At 51.7% G+C, this 25,836-nt stretch carries 28 protein-coding genes; 25 read left to right on the plus strand and 3 right to left on the minus strand.

Going from position 1 to position 25,836, the window contains the following annotated elements:
- Window positions 1-12 precede the first annotated feature (12 nt).
- Window positions 13-579 carry a hypothetical protein gene (locus tag PsAD26_RS15120; RefSeq protein WP_063307373.1) on the plus strand — a complete coding sequence of 189 codons (567 nt, stop codon included), beginning with the start codon at window positions 13-15 and terminating at the stop codon, window positions 577-579.
- 320 nt (window positions 580-899) lie between these two features.
- Here the strand turns inward: PsAD26_RS15120 and PsAD26_RS15130 are convergent, their stop codons facing one another.
- Window positions 900-1,364: a hypothetical protein gene (locus PsAD26_RS15130; protein ID WP_063307375.1), complete on the minus strand. Its 465-nt coding sequence runs from the start codon at window positions 1,362-1,364 to the stop codon at window positions 900-902.
- A gap of 85 nt (window positions 1,365-1,449) precedes the next feature.
- Entirely contained in the window at window positions 1,450-2,169 is a 720-nt protein-coding gene (locus PsAD26_RS15135; RefSeq protein WP_153040758.1) for a hypothetical protein, read from the minus strand.
- Between the two features lies 1 nt (window position 2,170).
- On the opposite strand from PsAD26_RS15135, the gene PsAD26_RS15140 reads away from it, so the two are divergent.
- On the plus strand, window positions 2,171-2,785 hold the full coding sequence (locus PsAD26_RS15140) for a hypothetical protein (RefSeq protein ID WP_063311112.1): 615 nt from the start codon (window positions 2,171-2,173) through the stop codon (window positions 2,783-2,785).
- Here PsAD26_RS15140 and PsAD26_RS15145 read toward each other — a convergent pair.
- Complete coding sequence (locus tag PsAD26_RS15145) at window positions 2,760-3,731, minus strand: putative phage abortive infection protein (RefSeq protein ID WP_063311113.1); 972 nt, start codon at window positions 3,729-3,731, stop codon at window positions 2,760-2,762. The genes PsAD26_RS15140 and PsAD26_RS15145 overlap by 26 nt on opposite strands.
- Before the next feature lie 313 nt (window positions 3,732-4,044).
- On the opposite strand from PsAD26_RS15145, the gene PsAD26_RS15150 reads away from it, so the two are divergent.
- The 23 genes from PsAD26_RS15150 (at window position 4,045) to PsAD26_RS15260 (ending at window position 25,827) form a co-directional block, all read left to right on the plus strand.
- Window positions 4,045-4,506, plus strand: a complete 462-nt coding sequence (locus PsAD26_RS15150; protein ID WP_063292074.1) for a terminase small subunit — start codon at window positions 4,045-4,047, stop codon at window positions 4,504-4,506.
- A complete protein-coding gene (locus PsAD26_RS15155; RefSeq protein ID WP_193758295.1) occupies window positions 4,481-6,565 on the plus strand; it encodes a terminase gpA endonuclease subunit in 2,085 nt (694 codons plus the stop codon). The genes PsAD26_RS15150 and PsAD26_RS15155 overlap by 26 nt, the downstream gene beginning before the upstream one ends.
- Complete coding sequence (locus PsAD26_RS15160) at window positions 6,562-8,193, plus strand: phage portal protein (RefSeq protein WP_063311116.1); 1,632 nt, start codon at window positions 6,562-6,564, stop codon at window positions 8,191-8,193. Before PsAD26_RS15155 ends, PsAD26_RS15160 begins: the two co-directional genes overlap by 4 nt.
- Complete coding sequence (locus tag PsAD26_RS15165) at window positions 8,190-8,414, plus strand: hypothetical protein (protein ID WP_063311117.1); 225 nt, start codon at window positions 8,190-8,192, stop codon at window positions 8,412-8,414. The genes PsAD26_RS15160 and PsAD26_RS15165 overlap by 4 nt, the downstream gene beginning before the upstream one ends.
- 8 nt (window positions 8,415-8,422) lie before the next feature.
- Window positions 8,423-9,457 carry a head maturation protease, ClpP-related gene (locus tag PsAD26_RS15170; protein ID WP_063311118.1) on the plus strand — a complete coding sequence of 345 codons (1,035 nt, stop codon included), beginning with the start codon at window positions 8,423-8,425 and terminating at the stop codon, window positions 9,455-9,457.
- 63 nt (window positions 9,458-9,520) lie between these two features.
- Window positions 9,521-9,889 (plus strand): head decoration protein, encoded by a 369-nt coding sequence (locus tag PsAD26_RS15175; RefSeq protein WP_063311159.1) that lies wholly within the window; start codon window positions 9,521-9,523, stop codon window positions 9,887-9,889.
- A gap of 42 nt (window positions 9,890-9,931) precedes the next feature.
- Window positions 9,932-10,954, plus strand: coding sequence for a major capsid protein (locus PsAD26_RS15180; RefSeq protein WP_063311119.1), 1,023 nt, complete (start codon window positions 9,932-9,934; stop codon window positions 10,952-10,954).
- A gap of 9 nt (window positions 10,955-10,963) precedes the next feature.
- Window positions 10,964-11,392 (plus strand): hypothetical protein, encoded by a 429-nt coding sequence (locus PsAD26_RS15185; protein WP_063311120.1) that lies wholly within the window; start codon window positions 10,964-10,966, stop codon window positions 11,390-11,392.
- Window positions 11,393-11,441: 49 nt separating this feature from the next.
- Entirely contained in the window at window positions 11,442-11,819 is a 378-nt protein-coding gene (locus tag PsAD26_RS15190; protein WP_063311121.1) for a hypothetical protein, read from the plus strand.
- Window positions 11,816-12,553, plus strand: coding sequence for a hypothetical protein (locus PsAD26_RS15195; RefSeq protein ID WP_063311122.1), 738 nt, complete (start codon window positions 11,816-11,818; stop codon window positions 12,551-12,553). The genes PsAD26_RS15190 and PsAD26_RS15195 overlap by 4 nt, the downstream gene beginning before the upstream one ends.
- On the plus strand, window positions 12,546-13,109 hold the full coding sequence (locus PsAD26_RS15200) for a phage baseplate assembly protein V (protein WP_063311123.1): 564 nt from the start codon (window positions 12,546-12,548) through the stop codon (window positions 13,107-13,109). Before PsAD26_RS15195 ends, PsAD26_RS15200 begins: the two co-directional genes overlap by 8 nt.
- An 11-nt stretch (window positions 13,110-13,120) precedes the next feature.
- Window positions 13,121-13,327: a hypothetical protein gene (locus PsAD26_RS15205; RefSeq protein ID WP_063311124.1), complete on the plus strand. Its 207-nt coding sequence runs from the start codon at window positions 13,121-13,123 to the stop codon at window positions 13,325-13,327.
- Window position 13,328: 1 nt separating this feature from the next.
- Complete coding sequence (locus tag PsAD26_RS15210) at window positions 13,329-13,733, plus strand: GPW/gp25 family protein (RefSeq protein WP_063311125.1); 405 nt, start codon at window positions 13,329-13,331, stop codon at window positions 13,731-13,733.
- A 5-nt stretch (window positions 13,734-13,738) separates the two neighbouring features.
- Window positions 13,739-14,587, plus strand: a complete 849-nt coding sequence (locus PsAD26_RS15215) for a baseplate J/gp47 family protein (protein WP_063311126.1) — start codon at window positions 13,739-13,741, stop codon at window positions 14,585-14,587.
- Complete coding sequence (locus PsAD26_RS15220; protein WP_063311127.1) at window positions 14,584-15,693, plus strand: hypothetical protein; 1,110 nt, start codon at window positions 14,584-14,586, stop codon at window positions 15,691-15,693. Before PsAD26_RS15215 ends, PsAD26_RS15220 begins: the two co-directional genes overlap by 4 nt.
- 11 nt (window positions 15,694-15,704) lie before the next feature.
- Complete coding sequence (locus PsAD26_RS15225; RefSeq protein ID WP_063311128.1) at window positions 15,705-18,905, plus strand: DUF4815 domain-containing protein; 3,201 nt, start codon at window positions 15,705-15,707, stop codon at window positions 18,903-18,905.
- Window positions 18,906-18,917: 12 nt separating this feature from the next.
- Window positions 18,918-20,147 (plus strand): hypothetical protein, encoded by a 1,230-nt coding sequence (locus PsAD26_RS15230; protein WP_063311129.1) that lies wholly within the window; start codon window positions 18,918-18,920, stop codon window positions 20,145-20,147.
- Window positions 20,147-20,719 (plus strand): hypothetical protein, encoded by a 573-nt coding sequence (locus PsAD26_RS15235; protein ID WP_063311130.1) that lies wholly within the window; start codon window positions 20,147-20,149, stop codon window positions 20,717-20,719. The genes PsAD26_RS15230 and PsAD26_RS15235 overlap by 1 nt, the downstream gene beginning before the upstream one ends.
- A gap of 76 nt (window positions 20,720-20,795) precedes the next feature.
- Entirely contained in the window at window positions 20,796-22,028 is a 1,233-nt protein-coding gene (locus tag PsAD26_RS15240) for a hypothetical protein (RefSeq protein ID WP_063311131.1), read from the plus strand.
- Between the two features lie 23 nt (window positions 22,029-22,051).
- Entirely contained in the window at window positions 22,052-22,561 is a 510-nt protein-coding gene (locus PsAD26_RS15245; RefSeq protein ID WP_063311132.1) for a phage major tail tube protein, read from the plus strand.
- 76 nt (window positions 22,562-22,637) lie between these two features.
- Window positions 22,638-22,949 (plus strand): phage tail assembly protein, encoded by a 312-nt coding sequence (locus PsAD26_RS15250; protein ID WP_063311133.1) that lies wholly within the window; start codon window positions 22,638-22,640, stop codon window positions 22,947-22,949.
- 164 nt (window positions 22,950-23,113) lie between these two features.
- A complete protein-coding gene (locus PsAD26_RS15255) occupies window positions 23,114-25,393 on the plus strand; it encodes a phage tail tape measure protein (RefSeq protein ID WP_063311134.1) in 2,280 nt (759 codons plus the stop codon).
- A 26-nt stretch (window positions 25,394-25,419) separates the two neighbouring features.
- Window positions 25,420-25,827, plus strand: coding sequence for a phage tail protein (locus PsAD26_RS15260; protein ID WP_160116748.1), 408 nt, complete (start codon window positions 25,420-25,422; stop codon window positions 25,825-25,827).
- Window positions 25,828-25,836 lie beyond the last annotated feature (9 nt).

Raw genomic sequence — 25,836 nt, forward strand, 5'->3', positions numbered from 1 at the left:
AGGTGGTAGCTTATGTTCCGATTCATTATGGATATTGACAACACCCTTGAAGAAACGATGCGCAAGATGGAGCAAGCCTTCGTCAAGCCAGTAGTCGGTATTGAGCGGAATATTTTCGAAGCAGATGGCTCTATGGAGCGCTTTCTAGCAGAAGAAGATCAAAAAATTGACGATTTGAACACTCAGTTAGCCGAGTTTGAAAGAATTGCACAGAACGAGTTTAACGAAGTAAGAATTGCTTTGGAAGGTGCACCGATTACGCCTCATCAAATTCATGAGTTAGACAACCTTATTTATGTTCTTGAGAATAAAGCAAATCAGACCAGAAAAGCACTCCAAAAGAGTAAAAGCTCTCTTAACCAGCATGTGAAGGAGCTCTCGCTTTATTCAAAGCAGGGTGCTTCCAAAATGAACAAGCAAAATAAACGCTTGCGAAATTGGCTTGAAGCAGATGCGGAAGCATGTCTCAAGTATGCTTTGCTCTATCGCGCGTTAAGAGCCGATCTCTCAGATAAAACTGAGGAGACAAAGATCAAGTCGAGAGATGATCTAGATAAGTTTTTTGATAATCTTGGGTGATCATGTCTGTAGAGCTTAGTTTAACTTCGACCTTCGAGAAAAGTATTAAAAAGTTACCTCCAGATCGACAGAAGGGGGTTAAGAGTAAGCTCAGCTTGTTCCTGCAGAATCCGAAGACCAATTCGCTTCGCTACCGCGTTTTGGAGCCATTTGATGATATTTTCATTATTAATGGAAAAGGTGGTGATCGTATAATTCTGAAACGAATTTCTGACAAAGAGTACGAAGTGTTGGATGTAGGTCCGCATGATAACGTATATCGACGTTGGAACAGACGCAGTCTTGCACCAGCTTAGAGCCACAATTCCCAATTCCATTGCTCATTGTTTGACACTTGAACAAGAACCGATATCCATCCAGATCTTCTCTGCTTGACCTCTTTCCTGGGCTACTGAAACAGCAGAGAATCTCAGTGATTTCAGAAACAATGTGAAGTAGACACCGCTCCCTGCCGAGCAAATGATCTCAGTTTTATTGCTAATGCAAGGGTATCGCGGCTCAGGCCCGCTAAAGGTTAAACTGAATGAGGCAGCTTCCCTGAACATAGAAGCTAGCAAAGGGTCTTCGGTTTGCCCCTTTAGCCGCCGGAAACTGAAGGTTGGCTTGGTGGAGCCAATCGAAGTAATGCGAAATTTTTGTCTGGATTTGAAGTCCTGAGCCTCATCTGTTCCCGGCAAGAAATAACCGGTACCTTTCTCAGATGAGCAGATATACTCACTTGAGAGTGCAGGGCTTGCGTAGATGATGGTTGCTGCGACTAAGACTGCCTTGATTAGGTATTTCATGGTGGAATGCTAGCTCGTGGGACAATTGGTACACATATCTTAAACGTAATAGCTCTCAAGAAGGTCGCATAACGCGCCATCAAGGCTACTTGTATTCGAACTTAAAATCTCTCGCATGTAGGATCTTTTTTGCAGCTTCATTCGCAAGCTCGCCAGCTGCTTCAGTTAAGTTCCAATGCATATCGCTGTCGGTTACATACAGGTGCCCTACAAGATTGAGATCCACTACATTGCTAAATCGAGTGCCCTCTTGCAGGTATTGTGAAGGGGCGGCAATGGCATACGAATTGACGGAAAGCTTTGCCTCCAACATGACAGCGCATCTCGATCCGGGCTTGAAACCAGTAAGTGTCAAATAGAGCACGGCGGCATTAGAGGCAGTCGTATCTTCAGTTACAGGTATGCCGTTCTTGCGCAGTGCGCCCTCCGATTTATCTTTCAGTACTTCGGGTTCAGGAGAGCAATCACCGTGTACGGTGTCTACTATCTGGACACGAACCTTTTCGACTGAAGTGAGTAACGCAGCAGTGGCGGATTCCTGAGTGGAAACAATCTCCGCTGATTGGGCAGATAGGCAGCCTGCGAGCCCAAACATGAAGGCGAGAGTGGCTTTACTCAATGTATTCATCTGCAATTCTCTCTTTGAAAAAACATCTGTTGGCCGGGTAGCTCTATCCAGCACAAAGCTCAAGAAACCAGAAGTTACAAATTGATGTTCGGCACACGGGCTGCGTGATCGGCAAAGAGCAACAAAGCGTCTGAGGCCAAAGCAAAACCACGCATGCCACGGAAGAAGGCTCCGCATAATGCCTCCAGTTACCCTCGAATTCGCAGACGACAACCATGTGCACTTTCGTAATGCGGTTGAGCGGATAGGAAACAGAAAGACAGCAGAGCGCGCCTACAGAAAGGTCATCAATAAAACCGGCACCAAGCTGCGTAAAGGCGTGCTGAAGACGCTTCCTAAGCAAACAGGCTTGCCATCCCGTACAATTAGGAAGGCTCTGGGGAAGCCTAAGAGGGCGAGTGCGAGCTATAAGGGCAACGCTGCCAGCCTGTCTTATGTGCTGACAACTAAAGGCGGCTTTATCAGCCTGAAGCACTTCAAACCAAGAGAGCTGAAGAGGGGCGGTGTAGTGGCGCGGCCAAGGGGGCAGCGGCTCTATCTGGAGAAAGCCTTCATGAAGGGCGGGCGCTTCCCTAACCGTAAAACCTTGAACATGGATGGGGCGGGTGCAGTATTTAGGGCAAACCTCAATGCAAGTAAGCGCTGGTACAGGGGCTTCCATAGCCTCAAGAGTAGCGTCCGCATTCCGGAGGAGATGGAAACAGGGCCGTCAAAGGCTGAGTACGACAAAGCGGCTCGGTCTCTAGCGCCAGCAGTGGAAGTGGAGATTAGGCGTCTGTTGGCGCCGAAGTAGTAACGCACTTCAGATATATAGTTTCGGGGGGATAGATTTTCTGGATAGCTTCTTGGCATTCATCAGGCCAATCACTTAATGAAATGTACTTGAGAAGATTGCTCTTGATAGCAAGAGTACGCCATGCGGACGTCTTTCCCTTTTCGGAGAAGGCAGCAAAGAAGATAAGGATCAAATCGGATTCACTCAGTTGTGATCTGAAGATTTCTCGATAAAGCTCCTTTCCACCAATGTTTGAATCCTCAATCATTTCGCAAATCATCATCACAAAACGAATGTAACCAATACTTTCGTTGCGCGTGCTGTCATAAGTGGTCCAATAATCTTGAAGCAGTTGATGGACGTGTTCTGGTGAAGTGCAACTATTCCTGAACTCTCTGGCCATCTGATTTAGGGCAACTTTCCCGACAGAGCTTTGTCTTTTTGGATTAATAAGCTGTTCCCTATGCTTAAGTAGTAACTCCAGAGTGTTATAGAAACTGGCTTCAAACGCTTGCTTGTTTAGTTGCTTTATTTGCGCGCCGATGTTGGTTTCTTGCGTGTTGAGGATTTGCCTTGTGTCGTCCCGCTCCTCTTTCACTGTAGAAAGCTCTTCTCGCTGCAACAGGATCGCATAGAACAGGCCAAGGAATGCGAGGCCAGCAAACAATGAGTTGACGATCCCAAAGGTATCACCAGTTGGGCCTCTTTCTGAGTAACCACCTACCGCTTGAGAGGTGCCAAGGATACCGAGCCTTTCCCATATGCTTTGTGACTGGGTTTCAGGTGGACTGATAAACATTTGTTGCAGTGGGAACTCGCCAGTTAGAGCGTAATAACCATTGAGCAGCCACAGACAAAGTATGAGTAGGGCAAGGCCACCGAAGACGCCACGAGCCCATGGCGAGCTTAATAGTAGCGCGTTGCGCTTGGCTTTCAGGCCCTTGGGTTGTTCACTCTTCGGCATATCAGCGCTCCCTGTCGGGCTTCGTGATACTTGATTCCCCATCGAGCGTGAAAGATGCAAAGGGCACGCGAGAGCTGAAAAAAGGCATGCGCGATGCATACCCCCCCCCGGTCTAGGGACCGTATTTCGATTTTTTCAGCCCGCTACGGTGGCGGAGCCCACTTTATGGCTCGTTACAGTTCAAAAAACAGCGGGGTTACTAGACGGGTTTTTAGCTCCACTAATCCCAAAAACCTAACAATTTCAATGAACGAATACGCTGTAGACGTTGCTAACCTGTAACACTGCGGCCTTTTTTATGTGAGGATACGTGTTGGGCAAAATTGTTAGCACTTTGGAGCTTTGTGAAGTCTTTGGAATTAGCAGACAGACGCTCCATAGGTGGAGGGCTAAGGGGTGCCCGATCCATGACGATAAAGGGGCGGGGAAGTTAACGACCTACAACACTGCAGAGGTGTTTGCTTGGCGAGAGATGTTCAGCAAGTCCTCATTAGGTGAAGACAAGATACCTGAGCGCGAACGGGCGCAAATACGCAAGGACAATGCATCAGCAGAGAAGGCCGAAATTGAGCTTGAGCTGCTCCGCAGAACTGCAATTCCAATCGACATTGTTAAGGCCAAGATCTCGAAGGAATACTCAGAGATCAGAGCTAATTTTGTTGCGTTGCCCGGTGAAATCTCTGCTGACCTTGAACTTCTTGAGGCTCCCGACATTGAGGAGATCCTCTCTTCAAAAGTGAGTGAAATCCTTGAAGCATTGGCGGACGATAGCTAGTGAGCGTATTGATGATGTCTTCGCAGAATGTAGGCAACGCGATCTCAAGCCACCACCAAAGCTTAACCTCGTAGAGTGGGCAGATGAATACCGCTATGTAGCGCGCGAGAATACAGCCAATCCGGGGCGTTGGAAGACAAGACGTGTTCCTGTTTCGATAGGCCCCATGATGGCGGTCACAGAGAAGGATACGCAAGTTCTCACAGCAATGGCCTGCACTCAGTTGATGAAAACTGAGTTTCTACAGAACGTTGCGAGCTACCATATCCATCAAGATCCGTCGCCGATCTTGTTCATTCAACCTACGCAGAAGCTTGCTGTTTCGTTCTCCAAGGAACGCTTTCAAAAGACGGTTGATACAACACCGGTTCTGAGGGAGTTGATACCGGACGCTAAGTCACGAGATTCCGGCACGACACTGGAGCACAAGGAGTATCCTGGCGGAGCATTGGACTTCGTGGGCGCTAACTCTCCAACTGATCTGGCGTCACGCCCCAAGCGCATTACCCTCGCTGATGAGGTTGATCTTTACCCCGCAGATGCAGGCGGTATGGGCGACCCACTGGCATTGGGTGAGGAACGATCATCGACCTTTAACAAGCGCCGCCTGAATGTCCGTGTGTGCTCACCTTCAGACGAAGAAACATCGAAAATCTATCATGAGTACATGGCCAGCGATCAGCGGAAGTGCTTTGTTCGTTGCCCTCATTGCGATGAAGAGCAGGTGCTCTATTGGTCCCGCGAGACTGTTCAATGGGACAAGGACGACAACGGCAACCACCTTTCAAATACTGCGCAGTACTTTTGCTCAAAGTGTGGGGCTGGGTGGAGTGAGAAAGAGCGCAAGTTGGCGCTGCTGCGCATTGCAGATGAAACAGATTATGGCTGGAGGCAGACGAAGCCTTTCACATGTTGCGGGAAGACGCATAATCCGCTCGAATGGAGTGGCGCAGGGCACTGGAACGAGAAGGGGCGCTCACATTGTCCCGAATGCAAAAAAGCTTCGCACTATGAAGGGCATGCGGGCTTTCATGTTTCCAAACTCTATTCAACGAGACACTCCCTTTTTGACGTCGTGAAGGAGTTCCTCAACTCCTACAAGAAGCCCTTAATGCTCCGAAAGTGGACAAACACCGCGCTTGCTGAGGTGGTGAAGGGTATCAAGCTTGCCCTTTCTGCTGAAGGGCTCGCAGAGCGGGTTGAGGGCTACTCCCATGAGGCAATACCTGAGGGAGTGCGCTTGCTTGTCGTGGGTGCTGATACGCAAGATGACCGCATTGAGATGACAGTGGTTGGCTATGGCCTGGATGATGAGAACTGGGTGATCCGGCATGTCGTTTTGGACGGTGACACAGCTGGCAAGCGGGTTTGGGATGAGTTTGATAGGGAGCTACGCCAAGTCTATTACCGGGAGGATGGCAAGCGGCTTTCCATTAAAGCGACCTGCATTGACTCCCAAGGTCATAGGGCTGCGATTGTGCAATCGTTCTGCGCGAAACGTAAGCACCGCCGGATCTATGCAATCAAGGGCAAGGGGAACAATGCGGGGCATCGCCAGATCTGGCCCAAAACGCCATCTCGAACCAAGAACTCAGGTGAGCATGTCTACATCGTGGGGGTTGATACGGCAAAGGACTTGATCGCCTTGCAGCTTGGGGTTCTGCTGCCGGAAGACGGAGCACCGACCCCTAACGCAACTCACTTCCCCTGTGATGACCTGCCAGCCGACTACTTTGCTCAAATGACCGCAGAGCAGGCGATCATCAAAGAGCACGCAGGCAAGCCTGTGAGGTGCTGGGAACCCAAGGAAGAAGGCATCCGCAACGAGGCGTGGGACTGTAAGGTTTATGCAGCCGCAGCCCGCTTGTCTTTGCCGGATCGTTTGATGAGTAAGCCGGGAGATAGGGCTAAGAAAGCCAAATCAGAGCAGTTAGTTGAACCTGACAAAGTGGTGCAGGAGAGCAAGCCAGCAACACCGCGCACTACCAAGCGCAGCCTACCGCGACCGGCAGCAGAGCCTACACGTTCAAGCAACAAGTTTCGGAGAAGATTTAAATGACAGGCAACGGTTTGACCCGGCCTAAGGTTCGTGTGCAAGCCAAGTCCAGGCAGCTTGCATCGAGCGGGCAACGCTTCACTATGAGGTACTTGCGGGGTGATCCGTCTGGCACCTTGGCAAAGCGTACAGTTTCTAATCGCTTAGGCTCCGAAGATGTGAGAGCGGCAGCGGTACGGGCATCAGCCCTTGCCACGGACTTCATGCACAATAGCGGATGGATAGCTGGGGCGATTGATCAGGTCATCACCGACACAATCGGTAATGGCCTTACGATCAATTACAAACCAGACCTTTCGAAGCTTGGCTATGATGAGAAGGAAACTAAAGAGTTTGCCGCTTTGGTGGAGCAGGAGTTCAGAGCATACGCTGATGATCCTCTTGAAGTAGATCTTGCGGGTGAGAAAAAGCTGTCTGAAATGGATGACGGGACTTGCCGGATCTATGCCACAAAGGGCGAGACCTATGGCGTTTATAGCTTCCTAAGCCCTGCTGAACGTAAGAGATACGGCATCAAGACCGGCACAAAGGTTTCCCTTGTTTCGCCAAGTCGCTTGAAGTGGGAGAGTAATCAGCTCGTTGGCCTAGAAGACGGCATCTTCAAAGATGTGAACGGCAGGCACCAGAAATACAGGTTTCAGCGCCGAGGAAAACTAGGGTCATGGGAAGATCATGACATTGAAGCTTTTGACCGTGCGGGCCTGCGCCAAGTTGTTCAGCTCATGGACCGTTCTGAAAACCCAGACGCATCTCGCGGTGTGCCTCTGCTGACTTCTGTTCTGAATAATATTGGCTATCAAGAGCAACTTGGGAACGCAACGCTTGCAACGGCATTGGCTCAAGCAATCATGGCGGCGACCGTCAAAAGCCCAGATGCTTCTCAGGAAATCTTTCAGGCGTTCCAGACGCTTGAAGATGACTATGAGGACATTGGTAAGGACTTGGCGGACCTTTGGCGGTCGCGCCTTGAGGCGTTGCAGGAAGGTACTATCAACCTCACTGATGGCGTTAGGGTAAACCACCTTGCGCCCGGTGAAGAGTTTGAGCTGCATTCCAGCAAAACACCTAACCCGCATTATGTTGCTTTCTTTCAGAACCTCTTGAGGGAGGTGGCTCGCAGGATCGGGGCAACTGCATCATCAGTGACCATGGATCATACAGGGGCAACCTACAGCTCTGTAAGAATGGAATACGCCTCGATCTGGCCTGTTGTTACGCGCAGGAGGAACCGGGTTGTTGCGCCTTTGACAAAGGTGACTTTTGCTAACTGGCTGGATGAAAGCATTGCAGAGGGGCGTCTGCCTTTCAAGGGTGGTTATGAAGCGTTTAAGGCCAACCGGAAAACTGTAAGTCAGGTTGATGTGCTTGGACCCGCGCAGCCTACCGCTGATGACGAGAAGAAGGAACGTGCTCGGAAGCAGCGCCTTGAAAATGCCGTATCCTCAGTGCGTCGTGAATGTGCTGCTGATGGCGTAGACTACGATCAGGTTCAGAAAGAGATTGCTGACGAAAAGAAAGAGTTCGAGAAATCTGGTCGAAAGCATCCCTCAGAGAAGGTGCAGGGAGGTGGCGGTAAATCTGAAGATGCGCCCAAAAAGCCCAAAGCCAAGAAAACTGAGGACGGCGAATGAACAAGGATTGGTGCGCTGAAGTTGAAAAACTAGAGGCGATCTACGAGGCCGTGCGTAACGGTGAGCAGGTTACAGAGAGCCGTTTTGGTGAGGACTTCATCAAGTATCAAGGCGCTGACTTGAACCGCATCGAGCGCGACCTCGATCATGCAAGAGCACAATGTGAAATCCAGCAGGGCAAGCGCAAGCGTAGGCGCTTTGCAGCCCGCGTGAGAGCATAGAGGTATTCATGGGCATTTATCGAGACGGGCAGATCTTTCTTTACGGCTTTGTGGGCGATTCATGGTGGGACGAAGGCTTCACCACTATGGAGGTGATTGAAGCTCTTGCTGAGCACGGTCGAGACGAAGATGTGACTGTGCGCATGGATTCCGGTGGTGGTTATGCCATGGAGGGCTTGAGTACTTACAACGCACTGAAGGCTCATGGCGGCAAAGTAACATTACAGGTTGATGCTATGTCAGGCTCAGCGGCCTCCTTGATCGCTATGGCAGCTGATGAAGTTGTTATGAAGCAGGGTGCCTTAATGATGATCCATGACCCCTCAGGCATAGCTTGGGGGACAGCAGAAGAGCATGAGAAGAGCGCGAAGCTGCTCAACATGCAGGCAACTGAGTTTGCCAAGATCTACGCATCCTTCAGTGGGAAGGATGCTGATGAGGTGCGCGGCCTCATGAAAGTCGAAACTTGGATGACTGGTGAAGATGCGGTTGAGCAGGGCTTTGCGTCATCTCATGAAGCGGGCGTGCAGTCTCTCATGTCTTGCCAGCCATTCGACTTCACAATGTACTCAAAAGCTCCAAAAGAGCTGGTTACCATGACCCGCTCGAACAAGTGGGACAAGGAGCCTGAAACAACACCCCCAACCCAAGAGGACGGGAAACATATGCCAAAGACTGACGAAGAAATTGCACAGATGGTGGCTGACGCTGAAGCCAGGGGTAAGGCAGAAGGTGCCAAGGAGGGTGCTGCATCCTACATGAAGCTGCAAAAGCAGGTCATGGCACTGCCGCAAGCCCAGACACAGCCAGCGCTTGCTGAGAGCTTTATGGCTGACGGCATGAGCTTTGAAGCCATCAAGGCCAAGTTTGATCTGATGGTGAGTGACGAAAAGCCTGATGACGACGGACAGGATGTTGATCCGCAAAAGTATGCAGAGATGCGTCAGAACGGGGCTGGACTATCTGGCGGCGGTGCTCCGCAAAAAAGCTCCATGAACACCCGAGATGTGTACCGGAAGCGCCGTGAGCGTGCGGTTGCTTAAGCCTTCACCTTTTTTGTTGATGTTTGCAGGTCGCTGAAGCGGCCTTTTTTTATGGAGTTTTGCATGTCTGAAAAGATGCGTGCTCGCGATTGGTCGTTTCTACTTTCTGAGGCAAGTGGCAATCGCTCTCGAGAATCCATCACTATGGCTTCTGGTAATAGTGTTGTGCTTGCTGGAACTGTGATTGGTGAAGTCACAGCAACAGAGAAATTTAAACCTTCGCCCGCAACTGGTTCTGATGGTTCGCAGGTCGCTAAAGCAATACTTGGGCAGACCGTTGACACATCAGGTGGTGATGTAGACGCGGTGATTGTACGCCGCGATGCTGAAGTCAAGAAAGACCTGATTGTGTTTGATGACTCAGTCAACGACGACACCAAGCGAGCTGCCAAGTTTGAGCAGTTGGCGGCCTCAGGTGTCATTGTGCGCTAAGCGCGTGTGAACCTTTCCCCCGATTGAATTTGAGAGAAACGTATGTCCAGCATTTGGAACGACGATAAATTTAGCGTGCATAGCCTGACGGCTGCAATCAATGAAGAACCCTCAACACCTGATCAAATCGGCAAGTCTGGCTTGTTTGATGAAGATGGTGTCGAGACCACTTACATCGATATCGAGCGACAGGGCAATGATCTGCAGCTGGTTGAGCCTACCCCTCGCGGCGGTCCAGGTGAGACCACGGGCGATGAAGCTCGCTCGATGGAAACCTTCAAGATCCCGCATTACCAGCGTGATGATCACGTTACAGCGGATGAAATCCAGAACGTTCGTGCGTTTGGGACAGATAACCAGTTGGAAGCGCTTCAAGGCCGTATGGTCAAAAAGGGAGCACGTCATGCACGCGATCTGGACAACACTCTTGAACACCAGCGCATTGGCGCTATCTCAGGCATTGTCACGACCGCAAAAGGCAAAGTACTTGCCAATCTCTACCAGAAATTTGGTTATGCTGTGCCTGCGCCGTTGGATCTGGATCACGCCAACAATGATCTGAAGCTTGGGCGTGTGCTCAAGCATTTCCTTTATGGCATTGAAGATGATCTTGACCGAAGCTACGGGCATATGCACGTCTTCACAGGGCGCAATCTGCACGAGTGGCTCTGGAACCGCCCTGAAGTACGCGAAACCTTCCTGAACACAAGCTCCGCTGCTGTGCTGCGTGATGATGTGCCGGATGCGTTCAACTTCGGTGCCTTCAAGTTCGAGCGCTATAAGCAGGGCAAAAAGGCGCGTGAAGCTGGCGGAGGTACTTACATCGGACATGATGAAGCGCGTGTTGTTCCGTTCGGTGTTCAGGACCTCTTCCTAACCCGCTTTGCACCAGCTGACTACGAAGAGACGGTAAACACTGAAGGCCTGCCGCTCTATATGCGCCAGTACGCAGACCCAAATGGCAAGGGGCGCTCGCTTGAAGTGCAGACCAACCCAATCTCGCTCTGCACCAATCCGGGCGTTCTAAGAAAAATCCGCCTGCAGAACTACGACCCTAACTCTTAAGGAATAGGCATGAGCAAGACAATGTGGATTGCCAGTCTCTACGGCCTCAAAATCCCTGCGAGTGTGCTTGGTGGTGAGGAAGTCAAGGAGCTTGATCCCGGTGAAGCGATTGAGGTTCCTGATGGTTATGGGACGCACCTGATTGAAGACGGGTTGGCGTATGAGGCTGAAGAACCTGAAACCGAGCCTGTGTCAGGCGGGGGCAGTGATGATGCCTACAGCGCCATGTCCAAGGATGAGCTTGAAGAAGTTGCGGAGGAACTTGGTTACAAGCCTCCCGGCAACATCAAGGAGGGAACCTTGCGCAACAAAGTTCGAAAGCTCGTTTCTGAGAAGTTCGCTAAACTTGAAGCAAAAGCCAAAGAAATTGGCATTGAAGCCCAAGACGACTGGACAATTGAAGAGTATGAAGCCGCAATTCAAGAGGCTTCCAAGTAATCAAAGGGCGCGGGGCAACTCGCGCCTTTTCTTTTAGCGAGGGATAGCCATGACACCTGAAACGAAGAAACACTTTGAGAAAGTGGCGAAGGCTGCGGATGCACGATGGGCAGAAGCTGTTGAGTTGAAGTTTCTAAAAGATGGCAGACAAGACCAATCACGCGGGAACACGACAATCCAAGCGATTTTGAGAGTAGGCAATGTTCGCAACACCAACTTGAGCGGTGGCGATGCTTTGAAATGGCGTGGCCGCGTCAACTCGGCGAAGACTCAATTGCATATCGCAAAGTCGCTTTACACCGGCCCTGAGATCAAAAAGGGCGACACCATCAGGGCAATTACACGCGATGGAAAGCCTTGGTTTGACGTCCTGCACGCAAGTTATCGAGATGAAATACGCATTGTACTGGAGCTGGGGGAAGCATGAGTCTCGTTAGAATTGCCGCACGGCACTGCCTCTGCGAAGCCCTTAAGGGCAAAACAAGCGTGGGCGATAATGTTCAGGACTCGGCTTTTGGTGCACTCAATTTCAATGAGGATGGCCTGCCAGAAACCAGCCAAGACCAACCTTTCTTGACTGTTTATACCGACGAGGCAGACATGCAGGCGAGCGGCAATAGTCTGGAGTTGCTCAGCCAAGCTGATACCAAAATCTATTTCGAATGGGGCATTACCTCTTCAATGTCCGTCAAAGATGATGAAACAGGCGAAGCTGTCATAGTGCAGGATATTCCGGTTACTGATGCCAACATGGAGTTCAAGCTTGATCTCATTGGTCGCGAGATCCTCAACGCACTATCAGATACCAGAGATCCGTATGTGAAGATGTTCCGAGAACTCTTGATGGGGGTGACCAGCTTCAAAAAAGGCCGCATTGCAAACGAGCAGGATGGATTGCGGCTCGCAGCTCACCAGTTTGAACTCAAGTGCATGCTTTTGGAAGAGCCGAGAACCGGTGCTGAAGTGCTCTCAAACCCATTCGGGGAACTGTTTGAGCTTATGGAGGGGAGTGGTGATCCGAGCATAGCCGCTAAAGCTGACTTGATGCGCACTGCCTTAGAGCCGGAAGCGCCTCCGCTTGATGTGTTCAGAATGGAGAACGGTATGCATCCTGACCAAATCGAGACGCTCGGACTAGACGAGGCAGTTCAAGATGGATGACCAGTGGGACGTCATCACCGAGCTTCTCACGCAACAGCAGGCCGAGTTGGAAACTTTAAGATCAGTGATAGCGGAGATGATACAGGTCGGGCCGGTTCACGCAGTTGATCCGAAAAAGGGCTACCGGATCAAACTGGGAGAGGATGAAGAGGGCGCCCCTTATCTCTCACCTTGGAAACCGCATCCAGAAACCTCCAAAACATCTATTCCGCTGAAGGTCGGGCAGATGGTTGGAACGCTCAATCCAAATGGCGACCCCCGGCAAGGAATACTTCTGCCAGGGGGCTACAGCAACGGCCATGAGACGCCTAACTCCGATATGGAAGCCAACGTTTTTCAAGATGCTGGCGTGCGCATCCAGATCAAGAACGGGACGCTTGAGATCTCAGCTGAGAACAGTATCGAAATCACTGTGAATGGCGTGACACATACAATCAGCGGCGATGGTGTTGATACTCAAGGCGGCAAGGTCACGCACAATGGCAAGAACACCGGCTCTAACCACAATCATGGCGGTATTTCACCGGGATCGGCTAACACCAAAGGCCCAAACTAAGGACTCCAGACATGTCAAAGCAAAGATACCGGATCCGCGAAGGTGCGGACACCGTTGATGGTGCGCGTGTGCCTGAGAATCGTATTGTCGAAATGACAGAGCAGGCGGCTGCCTATTACGTCGAAATAGGTGTTGCCAGTCTTGAAGACGGTGAAAACAGCGCCCCAACAGCACCGCGCAAGCGACGCAGTAAAGCCCCTGCAAAGCCAGAGGCCTGATATGGCAGGGATTAGCAGGCACGCCGGGCAGCCGATCTCTAACCTGCAATCAGCGCTCCAAGGCGTGGAAGTCACCCTTGGAACCCGGCTTTACTCTCGGGTGATGCGCAGGCAGTTCGGCGCGGGCTTTGTCGAGATCTTGGGTAAAAAGCTTTCACCAAAGCGCTTCGCTGTCTTCATGCAGTTGATTGCGGTTGCAATTGATCGTTGGGAGCCCCGGTTCAAGGTTCGGCGACTAACACCGCAAGGCACCGTAGAACAAGTTCGCTTGGGGGCTGTCGGCCTAACCATTGAGGCTGATTTTCGCCCGAAAGCGCACCTTTCACCACCAGATTTTACCGTTGAACGTTCTGTTTCCTTCGGCCTGTTCTTTCGGGATGGGAAGGTGCAAACACTGGAAAGTTAAGCCACATGAGCCAGACCAAGCTTCCACCACCGGAGTTGATTGAGAATATCGACTATGAGGCTATCCTTGCAGCCTCGCTTGACCGTCTGAAAGCCAAGTTTGATGCAGCCGGAATCCCTTGGACCGTTAGCGGCCTTGAAACAGACCCGGCCAAAATCTTGCAGGAAGAGCTGGTTTATCTGGTTGTCTATCTTCTGCAGCTGGGGAATGAGAAGTTTGTTCTCTACTTCGTGGATTACGCTTATGGCGTGGCGCTTGATGTGTTGGCGGTCTTTTATGGCGTCACACGGATGCAAAGCGAAAAAGATGAGCGGTTTCGCACGCGCATCAAGCTTCACATTGTCGGGCGTTCTGGCGGTGGACCTGAAGAGCGTTACAAAGCCCTTGTAATGGATGCCCATCTTGATGTGAGAGGCGTTGCGATCTGGGATAATGGCATCGACCCGACACTTTATGTGGGGGTTCTTTCTACCGTTCCCGGTGGCCATGCAAGCGATGAACTACTTGAAACCGTCCTGGCACATCTGAACTTGCCAACCAACAAAGTCACTTCAGATCGTTTTAGTGTGGTGTCTGCTGTCACCAAGACCATTGATGTGGCTTTGAAGGTTCAGCTTGAAGAGCATGCGCGCAACTCAGCCTTAGAGACATTGGAGGCAAAGTTGCGGGCTGCTTGGGAGGCTGAAGACCGCCTTGGACTCGATCTCACACGCGCTTGGCTGATCAACACAGCTATGGGTGATGGGATTAACAACGTGATTGTTGACGCGCCATTTTCTGACGTTGTGGCAGATCCTAATGAGGCCATAGCGCTTGGCACAATCTCAATTTCTTCCATAGGGCGCGGGCGATGACAGAAACACTTTTGCCAGCAGGCGCTACCCCATGGATGCGGGCTATCTCAGAGGTCAATCATGAAGCGCTTCAGCAGGTTCGGCAGCACTATGACAACTTCGGTATGAAGTGGCAAAACCCGCAGCCACGTATCATGCCGCACCTTATTCAGGAAACTGGGCTTGGTATCCTGAGCCCCTACGTGGACAACATCTATCAGCTCTATGATGTGGGCCTTGAATGGCTGCGCATTCGCGGCTTTGAGGCGGCTGTCTATAAGGGGCTAGGCTTTATCGACTATGGCGGGCTCTTGGAGATTGCACCAAGCAGGCGGCGCAAATGGCATTGGGACCAGCTGGCATTAGACCGGCTCCCGCGCAGTGAGGAGGATCTGCCTCGCATTGCAGGAATTGTTGGTCTTTCCGTTTCCCGGCGCACCAAGGTCATGCGGGCGTTCAACGGCTATGACATTCGTGCCGCTGAACTGTCTTACTCCAAGCTTGGAAACACGCTGTTGTCTTCGCACTCCGGGGCGAAGGTGGGGGATGTTCCAACAAAATGGAGCTTTGGCACGACACATGGGTTTCAACGAGCGCTCACAGATGCTGAAAAGCAGGAGATTGGCGTTTACATCGATATCTCTTCAGGCGGTGTGACTTGGGAAGAGTTGGCAGCGCTATGGAACGAGATTGAAACCTCATGGCAGGATTTAGGCGTTGGCGCCAAGCTTCGCGTCATGGCCCGCCAAACGGTGTTGCTGGGCGGCTATATGGGCTTTTATCGTGCCGATGGTTCCATGATCGGAGCACGGCGTTTTAAGGCACTGCATCAGGTTGCCCCCGGCTCCACTTACAAGGTCGGCTCAGAGCAGGTCACCCCACACGATCAGGGACAGCGTGTCTATGTAGAGGCGCTCACCGGATTTGGCGAAGGGGCAGGCGATGACTGCGCCTCTGTTGCTCTGCTGCTTGGAGCTACACCAAAGCCGAACCAGCCACAAGGAAAGCGCTGGCTTCTTCCTGATCAGATCGAAACACCGTTTGCAGCTGTTTGCTCGCAGGCACTCACTACAGATTTGCGGCTTACCAAGCGCACGCGCGTGAAAGTTCTCCTGAGCTTCGCATAAGGACCACCCAAATGGCTTTTGAACATCCACTCGTGCCAGGCGCGTTTGATCGCACGCCTGAGCGCGAAAACGACTCTGCTGCTGTATGGCCGGAAGAGGTCTTTATCACTGGGACGGATCTTAATGATGCGTTCGGTATTGGTCGGCGTCAGGCTGCTCGCATCGGCAACACTGTCTCGCGTGATGGTGACCGAAAGTCCGGCGCGGCCATTGAGATTGATCGCGATGGCAGCCGAATTCTGCTTGGTGCAGGAACTGTTTACATCGCAGGGGATGTCCGTCCGGTTGATGCTGCTATTTTGGAAGGTGTGGATCTGTCAGGTGATCTGGTGGTGGGCGTGCGTGTCAGCTCCATTGTGATCAATTCTGAAGATGACCCAACGCTTGCGGGACTTAAACCCGGCACAGAAGCCGAGGGCGAGAAGGGGGCATCAAGGATCGTGACCCGCCTTGTCTGGGGCTATGCCGGAGATGGCGCGGACGGTCAGCTTTATCCTGTTTACAATCTGGTCAAGGGCACACCTTTGGACCAGACTCCACCGGCAGAAATGAGCCAAGTAGCACAAGTGTCTGCTGCGCAGGATTTTGGAGCAAATGGCAACTACATTGACGAGGGTTGCCGCGTTACTGCAATTGAGAAATCTGACGGCAATGTGGTCTTTTCCATCGCTGCTGGCACCGGCAATATCAAAGGCTTTAAGCGTCCACGTCAATACGCGCTGCGCCTTGAGGTGGAAGAGAAGTGGGACACTTTCCAGATCGATGGTGAGCAGCACACCTACACGGTGCAGCAAAATGAAACCCAGCGCTTCCGAGTGCATTACGGGCCAATTGATACAATCGTTAACATTTCGCTTGAAAAAGAAATCACAGAAGTCGTCACACGAGAACAGATACTCAACGGTTCTGATGGGCTTGAAAATGATAGTGTAAAGGAGCTTGTTGAGATCAAGCAGGGCTCTAAAACCTTTACGAAGGGCGCCGACTATCAGCTCACCGCCGATAAAGTCGATTGGTCGCTGGCAGGGGATGAGCCGTCCCCCGGTTCCACATACACCTGCAAGTATCGTTATCGTGACTCGGTTGTCCCTCAAAACCCAACCGCACATGATTTTGAGTTGTCTGGAGGCCGAAAAGGTGGGGAGGTGGTAATCATCTACACGCGGAAACTGCCTCGCGTGGATCTGGTCTGTCTCGATCAAGCAGGCGCAGCAGTGTACCATGAAGGGCTTTCAGCAGCGCGCGCTATTGTGCCCGAAGTTCCGGGCAACCTCTTGAAACTGGCGACAGTTTACAATGACTTTGATGGGCTGCCTCGTGTTAAAAACGATGGTACTCACAATGTCACTTATGATCAGATCCAAGTAGCCTTGGACCGGCTCAATGGTGCACTAGATCTGATTGCCTTAAATCGCTTGCAGCTTGATATACATGATAAGGAGCCCGCGGCCAAAAGAGGCATTTTTATTGACCCCTTTACAGATGACCGTTGGCGAAATCCGGGTGTTAGTCAGAATGCGGCCACCCGCAATGGCATGCTCACCCTGCCATTGGATGTCACGATCCATAATCTGAACTCTAACGCTGTTGAAATGCTCCCTTATGAGCTGGAAAATGTGATTGATCAGCCCTTGCGCAATACCTGCAAGCTGGTCAACCGATTTGCCAACCATGACCCATTCCCAGCAAAAATGTCACTGGATCCGGCCCAAGATTTCTGGACGGATGTTGATGAGGTTTGGGATTCAGATGTAACCCATGAAGTGTTTGGTCCAACGGCGTCCACAACAACAGAGCAACAAGTGGTTGGCATTGCCGAAGAGAATGCAAAGTTTTTGCGGACCATTGAAATCACGGTAAGCATCGAAGGCTTCGGTGGAGGTGAAATTCTTGATCGTATCTTATTTGATAATGTGGATATGACACCAGTTCCCAAACCGGCTGCCGATGATGATGGACTTGTGACGCTCATCCTCAACATCCCGGCGCGCAAACATGCCGTTGGAGAGAAGCAAGTTGAGGCCTACGGTGTTGGTGGCTCAGAGGCCTTTGCGCAATTCGTTGGCGATGGCAAGGTCACCATTCAAACCATGCAACGGGTGACAACACTTGTTGTCGTTCCACCGCCGCCACCGCCGCCTCAGATTGTAAGAGTTCGGCGAGAGAGGAGTGAACGCACTCGAAATCGCGATCCAAGAGGGCAAACCTTCAGCCTTCCTGCGGGTAATCGCCATATTGCGCAAGCAACGCTTTGGTTTTGCAGAAAGGGGAGTCCTAAAATACCTGTAATCGTAGAACTTCGAGCAACCAATGGGGCAGGCTATCCGACAGATGAGATTTTGGCTCAGGCTGAGATTGATATGTCCTTAGTAGAACTGAATAAGCCAACGCCGTGCCTGTTTCCGGGGTTGCCGTACATACTCTCAACGAGAGAGTATGCGGTGATTGCTATTACACCGGACAATGAGCATTCGATATACGCAGCTACTTTGGGTGAGTTCGATGAGGTCAATCAGAGTTTCCTTGGTGTGAACCCTTACACTGTAGGAACTGAAATCGAGAGTTCAAACAACTCGACATATATCCCTGTACATGGCTCCGATCTCACATTTGGTATTGATTGTGCCAGATTTACTCAAACCACTAAACGTGTGGAGCTGGGTGAAGTTGAGCTTGATCGCTGCTCTGACCTGATGATTGCAGCTGCGGTCGATCTTCCTGAAACCGGCTGTTCTGTTACTTTTGAAATCACTCGTGCCGATGGATCCAAGATCCAGACGGTGGCTTATGCCGGTGTGCAGTTTGATGAATGGGTAAAGGAAACAGTCAGTATTGCCGCGATCATGAAGGGAACGGAAACGGCAACCCCGCGTCTCTTCCCTGGTGTTCAGGTGCGGGCGGGCAAGCTTGCCGAAACTGCTGACTACGTGGGGCGTTTGTTCAAGACTGGAAACGCAAACCGCTTCCCGGTTCGCCTAAAACGCACTCTTCCTAATGGCTCAAGTTTGAAAGTGTTTCTGCAGGACAACTCAGGGACGTTTGTAGAAGCCTCCTACAAGGAAGGTGAGGTTCTCGATGCATTGGGCACTGTAGATGCCACTTATGAACTGCCTCAAGATCTTGGAAGCGAGACGGCAGTAAAGCTCACTGTCACAGGTAACCCTGCTTCAAGGCCGGTTCTGGAAGACCTGCGCGCGGTAGCAACTATCTAGGAGAAGCTATCAATGGCAACTACGCCAAATCTAAATCTGCCACTGCTCGACAGTGCGGAAAATGTCTCCGAGGACCATCAGAAAATCAATGTGTTCTTGCAGGCTCTTGATGCACGCCTAGGTGAGATTGCAGTCACTCTGGCAAGTCTTGCTGTTGCTGGGCACTCTCACGAGATCGCTAAGATCAATGGACTGGCAGAGGCATTGGCGCTGCGGGCTTTGACTGATCATCTGCATAAACTTAATGATCTTTCCGATGTTAATGTGACGGATGCTCCGGATGGCTCAGTTTTGCAAAAGGTTGGCGGTGCCTGGGGTTTTGGTGGCCGAGGATATTCTGTTGCCGAGATAAATAACCTACTTGCAGAAAAGGTTAGTGTTGCAGGCCTGCAAAGTGATCTGGATGCTACACGCGATGCGGCGGTAGCCGTTGTCATGGGCGGTGCAACAACAGCACAGTTAGATACTCTCAAAGAACTGTCAGAAGCCTTGTTAGACAACGACAGTGAAATTGCTGCTCTTATCTCGTCAATGGCAACGAAAGCTGGATGGAATATCTCAAATACATTTGCCGCAAGACAGTATTGCTCAGTCGATGGCGGACATGGCAGCTGGGAGGCTTTTGGGTATGGTGGTGTCGATCATGGCTCTGCGCTTGTTCTGGGTATCGCAAGAGGCTCAAAAGCAAACCCTGAGTATCTTAAATATGGTGACTTAATTGCTTCTGTGCGTGCGCGGCCTTGGATTGGAAGCTTTGGTGCGACTAAAGGCATGTTGGTGTGGCTGGCAACTCAAGATCACGGTCCGGACCAGTTTGGCACCGAAGCGCGTGTGGCGGTGACACCAAACGGCCAAACAGCTCCACAAGTGGCGGCAATTTTCAGGAATGACCTGTCACTGCAAGTCAGCGGCGATAAAATATTCATTGGCCCCAGTAAGGATGAAGCTATCCATGAAGGGAACCTTGTTGAAAAAGCAGCAGCTGTTGGGATCGGCAGTGTCTATGAAGGGTCAAACGCCAACAACTTGAATTTTCCCATAGGGACAATCATTGCGGTTGCTGCACCTACTAACACTTACCTGCAGCGAAACAAGGCATACACCGTTCGGCTTGGCACCGACACGAGGTACTACAGCACTACTGGAGGCGGTTCTGCACTTATTGGCACCTGGGCTTGCCGAGGAATGTCAGGTGACTGGGGCAGTGGCAATTATGTCTACAACTTCCAGAGGATCGCATAATGATCAATAAACCTACGGATATTGAAGATGTCATCTCTGTTGTGCGAAGTGGTGAGTCCTACTTCGCCACGCTATTATTGATCTCTGGTGAGGACGTTACACACACTTGGTATTCTGCCGAAGATACGTTGTGGTCCGGTTGGCTTCAGCAGGAGATTGATGAAGAGCGCTTGGAGGTCACAGGTGACAACACCTCAAATGGCAGCCAGCTTTATCGTCAAATTGTATCAGATGAAGCTGAGCGCCGCATTGAACAAGGTACTCAGATCAACGGTACTCAGTTCAAAACAGATCAAGCGTCAGTCAGTCGCCTCAGAGAGATGCTTGATGGGTTCGGAGCGGGATTGCCGGAAGCCTCCCAGGTGAAAGCATGTACAGCCGAAGGCGTTTTGCTGGTGCTTGATACGCAGGAAAAGGTGCAGACGCTTTACCATGCGGCCATCAAGTACCGAGCTGGTATAGTTACCCGCTCTGCCGAAATCCAGCAGCTTGATCCAATCCCTGACCCGTCAAAAGACCCGCTTTGGGATCTAACCAAAACCTTACCTGAGGCTCTGGCTGCGCTCACCTAGCCAGTCCCCAAACCCTTTAAGACTTAACCCACCCGCACGGCTTTGCCGGAGCGGGTTTTTTCATGGAGAAATATCTATGAGCGCGCCCACAATCGGCATGCAGTTCTCTTATAAATCGGATGATCCGTATCCGGTTTCAGAAGGCGACCTATCAAAGGTCGTGGTGATCGAGAGTTCTGATGATGCTTCAGACACGGAATTTCCGCTTGATACAGCAAAGCGCATCTCTTCCAGCGACAAAGACGCGGTTGCAGCTCTTGGCTCCGGTCCTTTGCGGGATCACATTCGGGGCATTCAGGATCAGCTCAATGAACTTGATCGAGCTGCTGATGTTACAATCGTGCGAACCGAAAAGGGGGCAACGCCTGAGGCGAGTGCGGCTGCGATCGTTAGCATCATCAATAACATCACGGAAATCCCCTCAGCGGTCAACGCAACACCCGGCATTGTGGTGGCAGGTTCGACTGCATGGCGCCCTGATCTAGACACCGTCAACCCGGTGGTTGCTGCGCTTGAAGCTAACATCGGTAAGATCCTTGCAGTGGCACCGGTCGATGTAGACCCTACGAGCGCAGATAACGCTATTGACGCCCGTGAAACCATGGCATCAGGCCGTTTGATGCCGGTTGGTGTGGCTGCGCGTGTCTGGGAAGGGGATGCCGTTGTAACCCGTCCCATGGCCTCACGTGTGGCTGGCTTGATTGTTCGGACCGACACCAACAACGGCAACATGCCGTTCGAGACGATCTGCAATCAACCAATCTTTGGTCTTGCCGGTCTATCTCGGAAGATCCCGTTTAACTTCCTTGATGGTTCCAAGGAAGGGCAGCGGTTGCTTGCTGCTGATATTGCGATTGCTGCAGAAGGTGAGATTGGCGTTTATGGCGCGGTTGCTGATGGCGGCTTTACCTTCCTTGGCACCGACATGGCGCAGACCGACGCGATGTGGCCACAGCTGCACCAGTTGCGCGGCTCTGACTACATCGTCACACAGATGATGAAGATCACCCGGCGCCACTTGGGCAAGAAGCAGACAGCGCCACGGGTTGAAAGCTGGATCCGTGAAATAATCGGTGAGTTGCGCGGGCTGAAACAAGGTGGGCATATCCTTGGCTATACGCCTGCCTCTGAGATGTTCACTGCCGATAAGAACCAGCCTGAGTCGATCGAGCTTGGTCACATCAAGCTTGAGCTTGGTCAGGAAACTGCAAGTGCCTTCAAGCGTGCTGATTTTGAGCTGAGCCGCTATCGCCCCGCAACCGAAGGCTTGATCAAAGACATTCTGGCGCGTTTGCGCGCTGTTGTTTAATCCTCTTTACTGGAGAACCACACATGCAGCGCCCTATGCTGATTAACGGTGACATTGACCTGCGCTTGGTCAGTGAACCGGACGAATCCCGCGCAAACATTCTGAGCAAGCTTGTTCTGCCTGCCTTCAAATACACAACGGTCAACCACAACCCCGGTGGCGGTATTGGTGCCGTAGACTTCGGTAAACCGCGCACTGAAGCTTTTGAGCCCAAAGCCGAACACAAAGGTCTTGATAACAAGCTGCTTGAAAAATTGGGGAAGCATGAAGAGTGGGTTTTTGCTGGCAACTATCGCCAGATGCCGGGCAACCTTTGGCTACCTGTCCGCGGCTTTATTCACGCCACTCTCATGGAGTGGGAACCCGACGAAATGGGCGCAGATGATCTGCAAGGCTGCAACCTGGCATTCAAAGAAGTCACCCACGTTGAGCTCATCCTCGATGGAAAAGAGCTGTTCTATTGGGACTTCTGGGAACGCGAAATCCGCCCTGATCCAACAGACGGCGAGCGTAAGCGTGCCCTTGGCATCTAAGCCGCAAAATCAATCATCGTAACACTCAGAGCCTTCAGCATTGCTGGGGGCTCTTTTGCTTGAAGGACGTAGGCCGATGACCAAGAAAGCAACCACCGCTAACGTAATACTGGATTACCCCTTTGAACATGACGGGCGCGAGATCTCCTCATTGTCCTTCCGCCGTATGCGTGCTGGTGACACTCTCATCGGCGAGAAATACTCTAATGAAGAGCAAGCTGGTTTCGCTCTACTAGCAGTACTGGCGGGCGTAGATCTGGAAGTGATTGAGCGCCTCGATGTTGAAGACCTAGAGAAAGCCACGCGAGGTGCCGCTCCCCTCATGGGAAAGCAGGGAGTCTTGACCCTGAAGCAGCTCGACGCGAGAGACGAGTACCTGACGGAGTAGATGCTCCCCATTCTCGTGACTTGATTGTTGCGGTATCGCGCAGGCTCCACACACCAGTTGATGTGGTCATGAACTGGGAGATTGATTTCTTTTTAGAAACAGTCTCCAGCCTTGGACGTGTGCTCAAGGCAGAAAATGCTCCCCCTCCAAATCGGTAGAATGTCATGGGTGTTTTAACCTCCAAGCTGGTCATCTCAGTTCTTGACCGGGCAAGCGGTCCTGCGCGTGCAATTGCTAACTCCATGAAGGGTATGCAGGCCTCAGCTGATCGCAATAGGCGAGAGCTGAATCGGATGCAGGGGCAAATGCTCGGGGCGGTCGGAACTGGCTATATTCTGGCCCGCTCCATTGCTGCCCCGATCAAGTCTGCAATGGAGTTCGAGTCCGCTATGTCGGACGTGAAAAAGGTCGTTGATTTTGACAGCCCAGAAGGCTTCAAGAAGATGCGCAAGGACATCATCGACATGTCAACGCGCATGCCAATGACAGCTTCCCAGATTGCTGACATCGTGGCCGCAGCTGGTCAGGCTGGTATGGCCGGGGATGAGCTGACCCAATTTGCGGAGATGGCGGCAAAAGTTGGTGTTGCTTTTGATGTGAGCGCCGGCACAGCAGGCGAAAGCCTTGCGAAGATCAAGACTGCTCTAGGGCTGACCGTGAGCGAAACTGGAGAGCTGGCAGATGCGATCAACCACCTGTCAAATACCTCTGCAAGCTCTGCTCCTGATCTGCTCGACTTCATGCGCCGTGTGGGGTCAGTAGGCAAGCAGTACGGTTTCACCGCAGAACAAACAGCGGCCATTGGGTCAGCAATGATCGCGTCAGGCGCACAAGCTGATGTCGCGGCCACCAGCTTCCGAAATGCTGGCAAGGCACTGGCACGAGGTGAGGGGTCAACAAAGCGCCAACACAAGGCCTACAAGCGCTTGGGACTGGATGCGGTAAAGGTATCCAAGAACCTGCAAAAGGATGCTGTAGGCACGCTAAAGACTGTCATTGGGCAAATCAGAGAGCTACCCAAGGAATTGCAAACCTCCGTTATCTCTGATCTGTTTGGTGACGAGGCCCGCGCAATCGCTCCGCTGATTGAGAATGCGGAGCTGCTGGATAAAGCTCTTGGGGCAGTGGCTATTCAGGCTAATTTCCTTGGCTCATCTGAAGCTGAGTTCCAGAAGAGAAGGGAAACCAGCGCGGCCAAACTACAGGAGTTTCAAAGCAAAGTAGAGGCCGCGTCTATTGCAATTGGTGACAGTCTTTTGCCTGTGATCAATGATTTGGCGGATGCAGTCGGCCCACACATCAAAGCGTTTACAAAATGGGCTGAAGAGAACCCTAAGATTCTGTCGGATATCATCAAGTACGGTAGTGCAATTGTTGGCGTTCTCATAGCACTGACAGGCCTCAGGTTCGCTGCAAGGCTACTCAAGACAACCCTTATTGATACGGTGCTTGGTGTTGGCAAGATGCTCAAGAGGGCTGGTAAATTAGCCGGGCTCTCAATCGGGCGTGGCCGCAAGACCCGGAGTACAGCTGGTCCGGCAGGCGCGAAGCCTTCTTCAGTTAAGAAAACCAGCGTTCCTCAGGTGTCCCGCAAGATGCCAGCTGCCACCAACGATAACGGAGGCGGAAAATCCAATATCAAAGGGATGAAGGCTAGCAAGCTGTTGAAAGGTGCAGCGAGCCTGAATGCTATCGGTCTAGCCCTCAACGAGTTTGAGCACTCAATCAATACATGGGGAATGAGCTGGAAAGACAGAGCTCAATACGCCCAGAACAGGTTCGATGCTGGAGCCGCCAACGGTGAGGCAATGAACCAATGGCTTGAAGACCTCATCGGGGTGCGCAAAGGGCCAGTCGAAAAAGGGAACGTGCTGGCTGAGGCTCTTAAGCAAGACCTGGCACTAATCGATAGCCAGATTGCTGAGTTGGGTGACAGCCGAAGCGAAAGGCAAACCAAGCGCGGCCTGCAGACAGACCGTGAGGAAATTGTCGAGCAGTTGAAGACGCTCAACGCAGAGCTTGCGCAGACTGCAAATGGAGTTGCTGACGCTAAGGTGGCGGAAGCCCTTCAAACCAAAGCAAACCAAATCCTCGCAGTTCCAATCCCCAAACCTTCTGCTGGTTCTGGTTTGAAGGTGCCACAGATCGCTGGTGCACGCGCATTGGGCGGGCAGATTGTGGGTGGTCGCAACTATCTGGTTGGAGAGAATGGTGCAGAACTGGTGACACCAAGCCAGTCCGGATACGTCCACACCGCTTCAGAGAGTGCAAAGATGCTCGGCGGTGGCGGCTCAGGCTCATCTTCAGGTGAAACTCATTATCATTTCGGGCCGTTTTATGTAGACGCGGCAAGCAGTGCGTCTGAGATGGTCGAAGGATTTGTTGAACAGGTCGAAGATCGGATGTCCGGACTTCATGCAGACCGAGAATATGCGGTGCGCTAATGCTTTACATTCTTGGAGCTTTGCAGATGGACACCTTTCCATTCAACGTGGATCAGGTGTCCATCTCCGCAAAGGCAGATTGGGCGAAGAAGCCAGTTATGGGCGGGATAAAACCCGGTGAGTTCATGGGGGATGGCGGCAAAACCATCAACCTTTCAGGTCAGCTGCTTCCCATCCGCATAGGTGGCCTTACTGAGCTTGAGATAGCCGATCAAATGCGGCGGACTGGTCAGGTCTTTCCGGTTATGCGTGGCGATGGCAAACCGCTGGGGAACTACTTTATCAAGTCCTCAAAGCAAACGCACAAAGAGCTGGAAAGGGACGGCGTTCCTTTTGTGATCTCCTATCAGATTGGGCTTGAGCAGTTGCCGGATGAAACCCCGACTTCAGCTGATCTGATTCCGGATCTGATTTCTGTTTTCGACCTGCTTTAAGGGGCGGCC

The organism is Pseudovibrio sp. Ad26 (genome assembly GCF_001623285.1).
Classification (GTDB): Bacteria; Pseudomonadota; Alphaproteobacteria; order Rhizobiales; family Stappiaceae; genus Pseudovibrio; species Pseudovibrio ascidiaceicola.

Coding starts and splice junctions, on each gene's coding strand:
- PsAD26_RS15120 (WP_063307373.1), top strand. CDS start 13: ATGTTCCGATTCATTATGGATATTGACAACACCCTTGAAGAAACGATG.
- PsAD26_RS15130 (WP_063307375.1), bottom strand. CDS start 1,364: ATGAAATACCTAATCAAGGCAGTCTTAGTCGCAGCAACCATCATCTAC.
- PsAD26_RS15135 (WP_153040758.1), bottom strand. CDS start 2,169: ATGCGGAGCCTTCTTCCGTGGCATGCGTGGTTTTGCTTTGGCCTCAGA.
- PsAD26_RS15140 (WP_063311112.1), top strand. CDS start 2,171: ATGCCTCCAGTTACCCTCGAATTCGCAGACGACAACCATGTGCACTTT.
- PsAD26_RS15145 (WP_063311113.1), bottom strand. CDS start 3,731: ATGCCGAAGAGTGAACAACCCAAGGGCCTGAAAGCCAAGCGCAACGCG.
- PsAD26_RS15160 (WP_063311116.1), top strand. CDS start 6,562: ATGACAGGCAACGGTTTGACCCGGCCTAAGGTTCGTGTGCAAGCCAAG.
- PsAD26_RS15165 (WP_063311117.1), top strand. CDS start 8,190: ATGAACAAGGATTGGTGCGCTGAAGTTGAAAAACTAGAGGCGATCTAC.
- PsAD26_RS15170 (WP_063311118.1), top strand. CDS start 8,423: ATGGGCATTTATCGAGACGGGCAGATCTTTCTTTACGGCTTTGTGGGC.
- PsAD26_RS15175 (WP_063311159.1), top strand. CDS start 9,521: ATGTCTGAAAAGATGCGTGCTCGCGATTGGTCGTTTCTACTTTCTGAG.
- PsAD26_RS15180 (WP_063311119.1), top strand. CDS start 9,932: ATGTCCAGCATTTGGAACGACGATAAATTTAGCGTGCATAGCCTGACG.
- PsAD26_RS15185 (WP_063311120.1), top strand. CDS start 10,964: ATGAGCAAGACAATGTGGATTGCCAGTCTCTACGGCCTCAAAATCCCT.
- PsAD26_RS15190 (WP_063311121.1), top strand. CDS start 11,442: ATGACACCTGAAACGAAGAAACACTTTGAGAAAGTGGCGAAGGCTGCG.
- PsAD26_RS15195 (WP_063311122.1), top strand. CDS start 11,816: ATGAGTCTCGTTAGAATTGCCGCACGGCACTGCCTCTGCGAAGCCCTT.
- PsAD26_RS15200 (WP_063311123.1), top strand. CDS start 12,546: ATGGATGACCAGTGGGACGTCATCACCGAGCTTCTCACGCAACAGCAG.
- PsAD26_RS15205 (WP_063311124.1), top strand. CDS start 13,121: ATGTCAAAGCAAAGATACCGGATCCGCGAAGGTGCGGACACCGTTGAT.
- PsAD26_RS15210 (WP_063311125.1), top strand. CDS start 13,329: ATGGCAGGGATTAGCAGGCACGCCGGGCAGCCGATCTCTAACCTGCAA.
- PsAD26_RS15215 (WP_063311126.1), top strand. CDS start 13,739: ATGAGCCAGACCAAGCTTCCACCACCGGAGTTGATTGAGAATATCGAC.
- PsAD26_RS15220 (WP_063311127.1), top strand. CDS start 14,584: ATGACAGAAACACTTTTGCCAGCAGGCGCTACCCCATGGATGCGGGCT.
- PsAD26_RS15225 (WP_063311128.1), top strand. CDS start 15,705: ATGGCTTTTGAACATCCACTCGTGCCAGGCGCGTTTGATCGCACGCCT.
- PsAD26_RS15230 (WP_063311129.1), top strand. CDS start 18,918: ATGGCAACTACGCCAAATCTAAATCTGCCACTGCTCGACAGTGCGGAA.
- PsAD26_RS15235 (WP_063311130.1), top strand. CDS start 20,147: ATGATCAATAAACCTACGGATATTGAAGATGTCATCTCTGTTGTGCGA.
- PsAD26_RS15240 (WP_063311131.1), top strand. CDS start 20,796: ATGAGCGCGCCCACAATCGGCATGCAGTTCTCTTATAAATCGGATGAT.
- PsAD26_RS15245 (WP_063311132.1), top strand. CDS start 22,052: ATGCAGCGCCCTATGCTGATTAACGGTGACATTGACCTGCGCTTGGTC.
- PsAD26_RS15250 (WP_063311133.1), top strand. CDS start 22,638: ATGACCAAGAAAGCAACCACCGCTAACGTAATACTGGATTACCCCTTT.
- PsAD26_RS15255 (WP_063311134.1), top strand. CDS start 23,114: ATGGGTGTTTTAACCTCCAAGCTGGTCATCTCAGTTCTTGACCGGGCA.
- PsAD26_RS15260 (WP_160116748.1), top strand. CDS start 25,420: ATGGACACCTTTCCATTCAACGTGGATCAGGTGTCCATCTCCGCAAAG.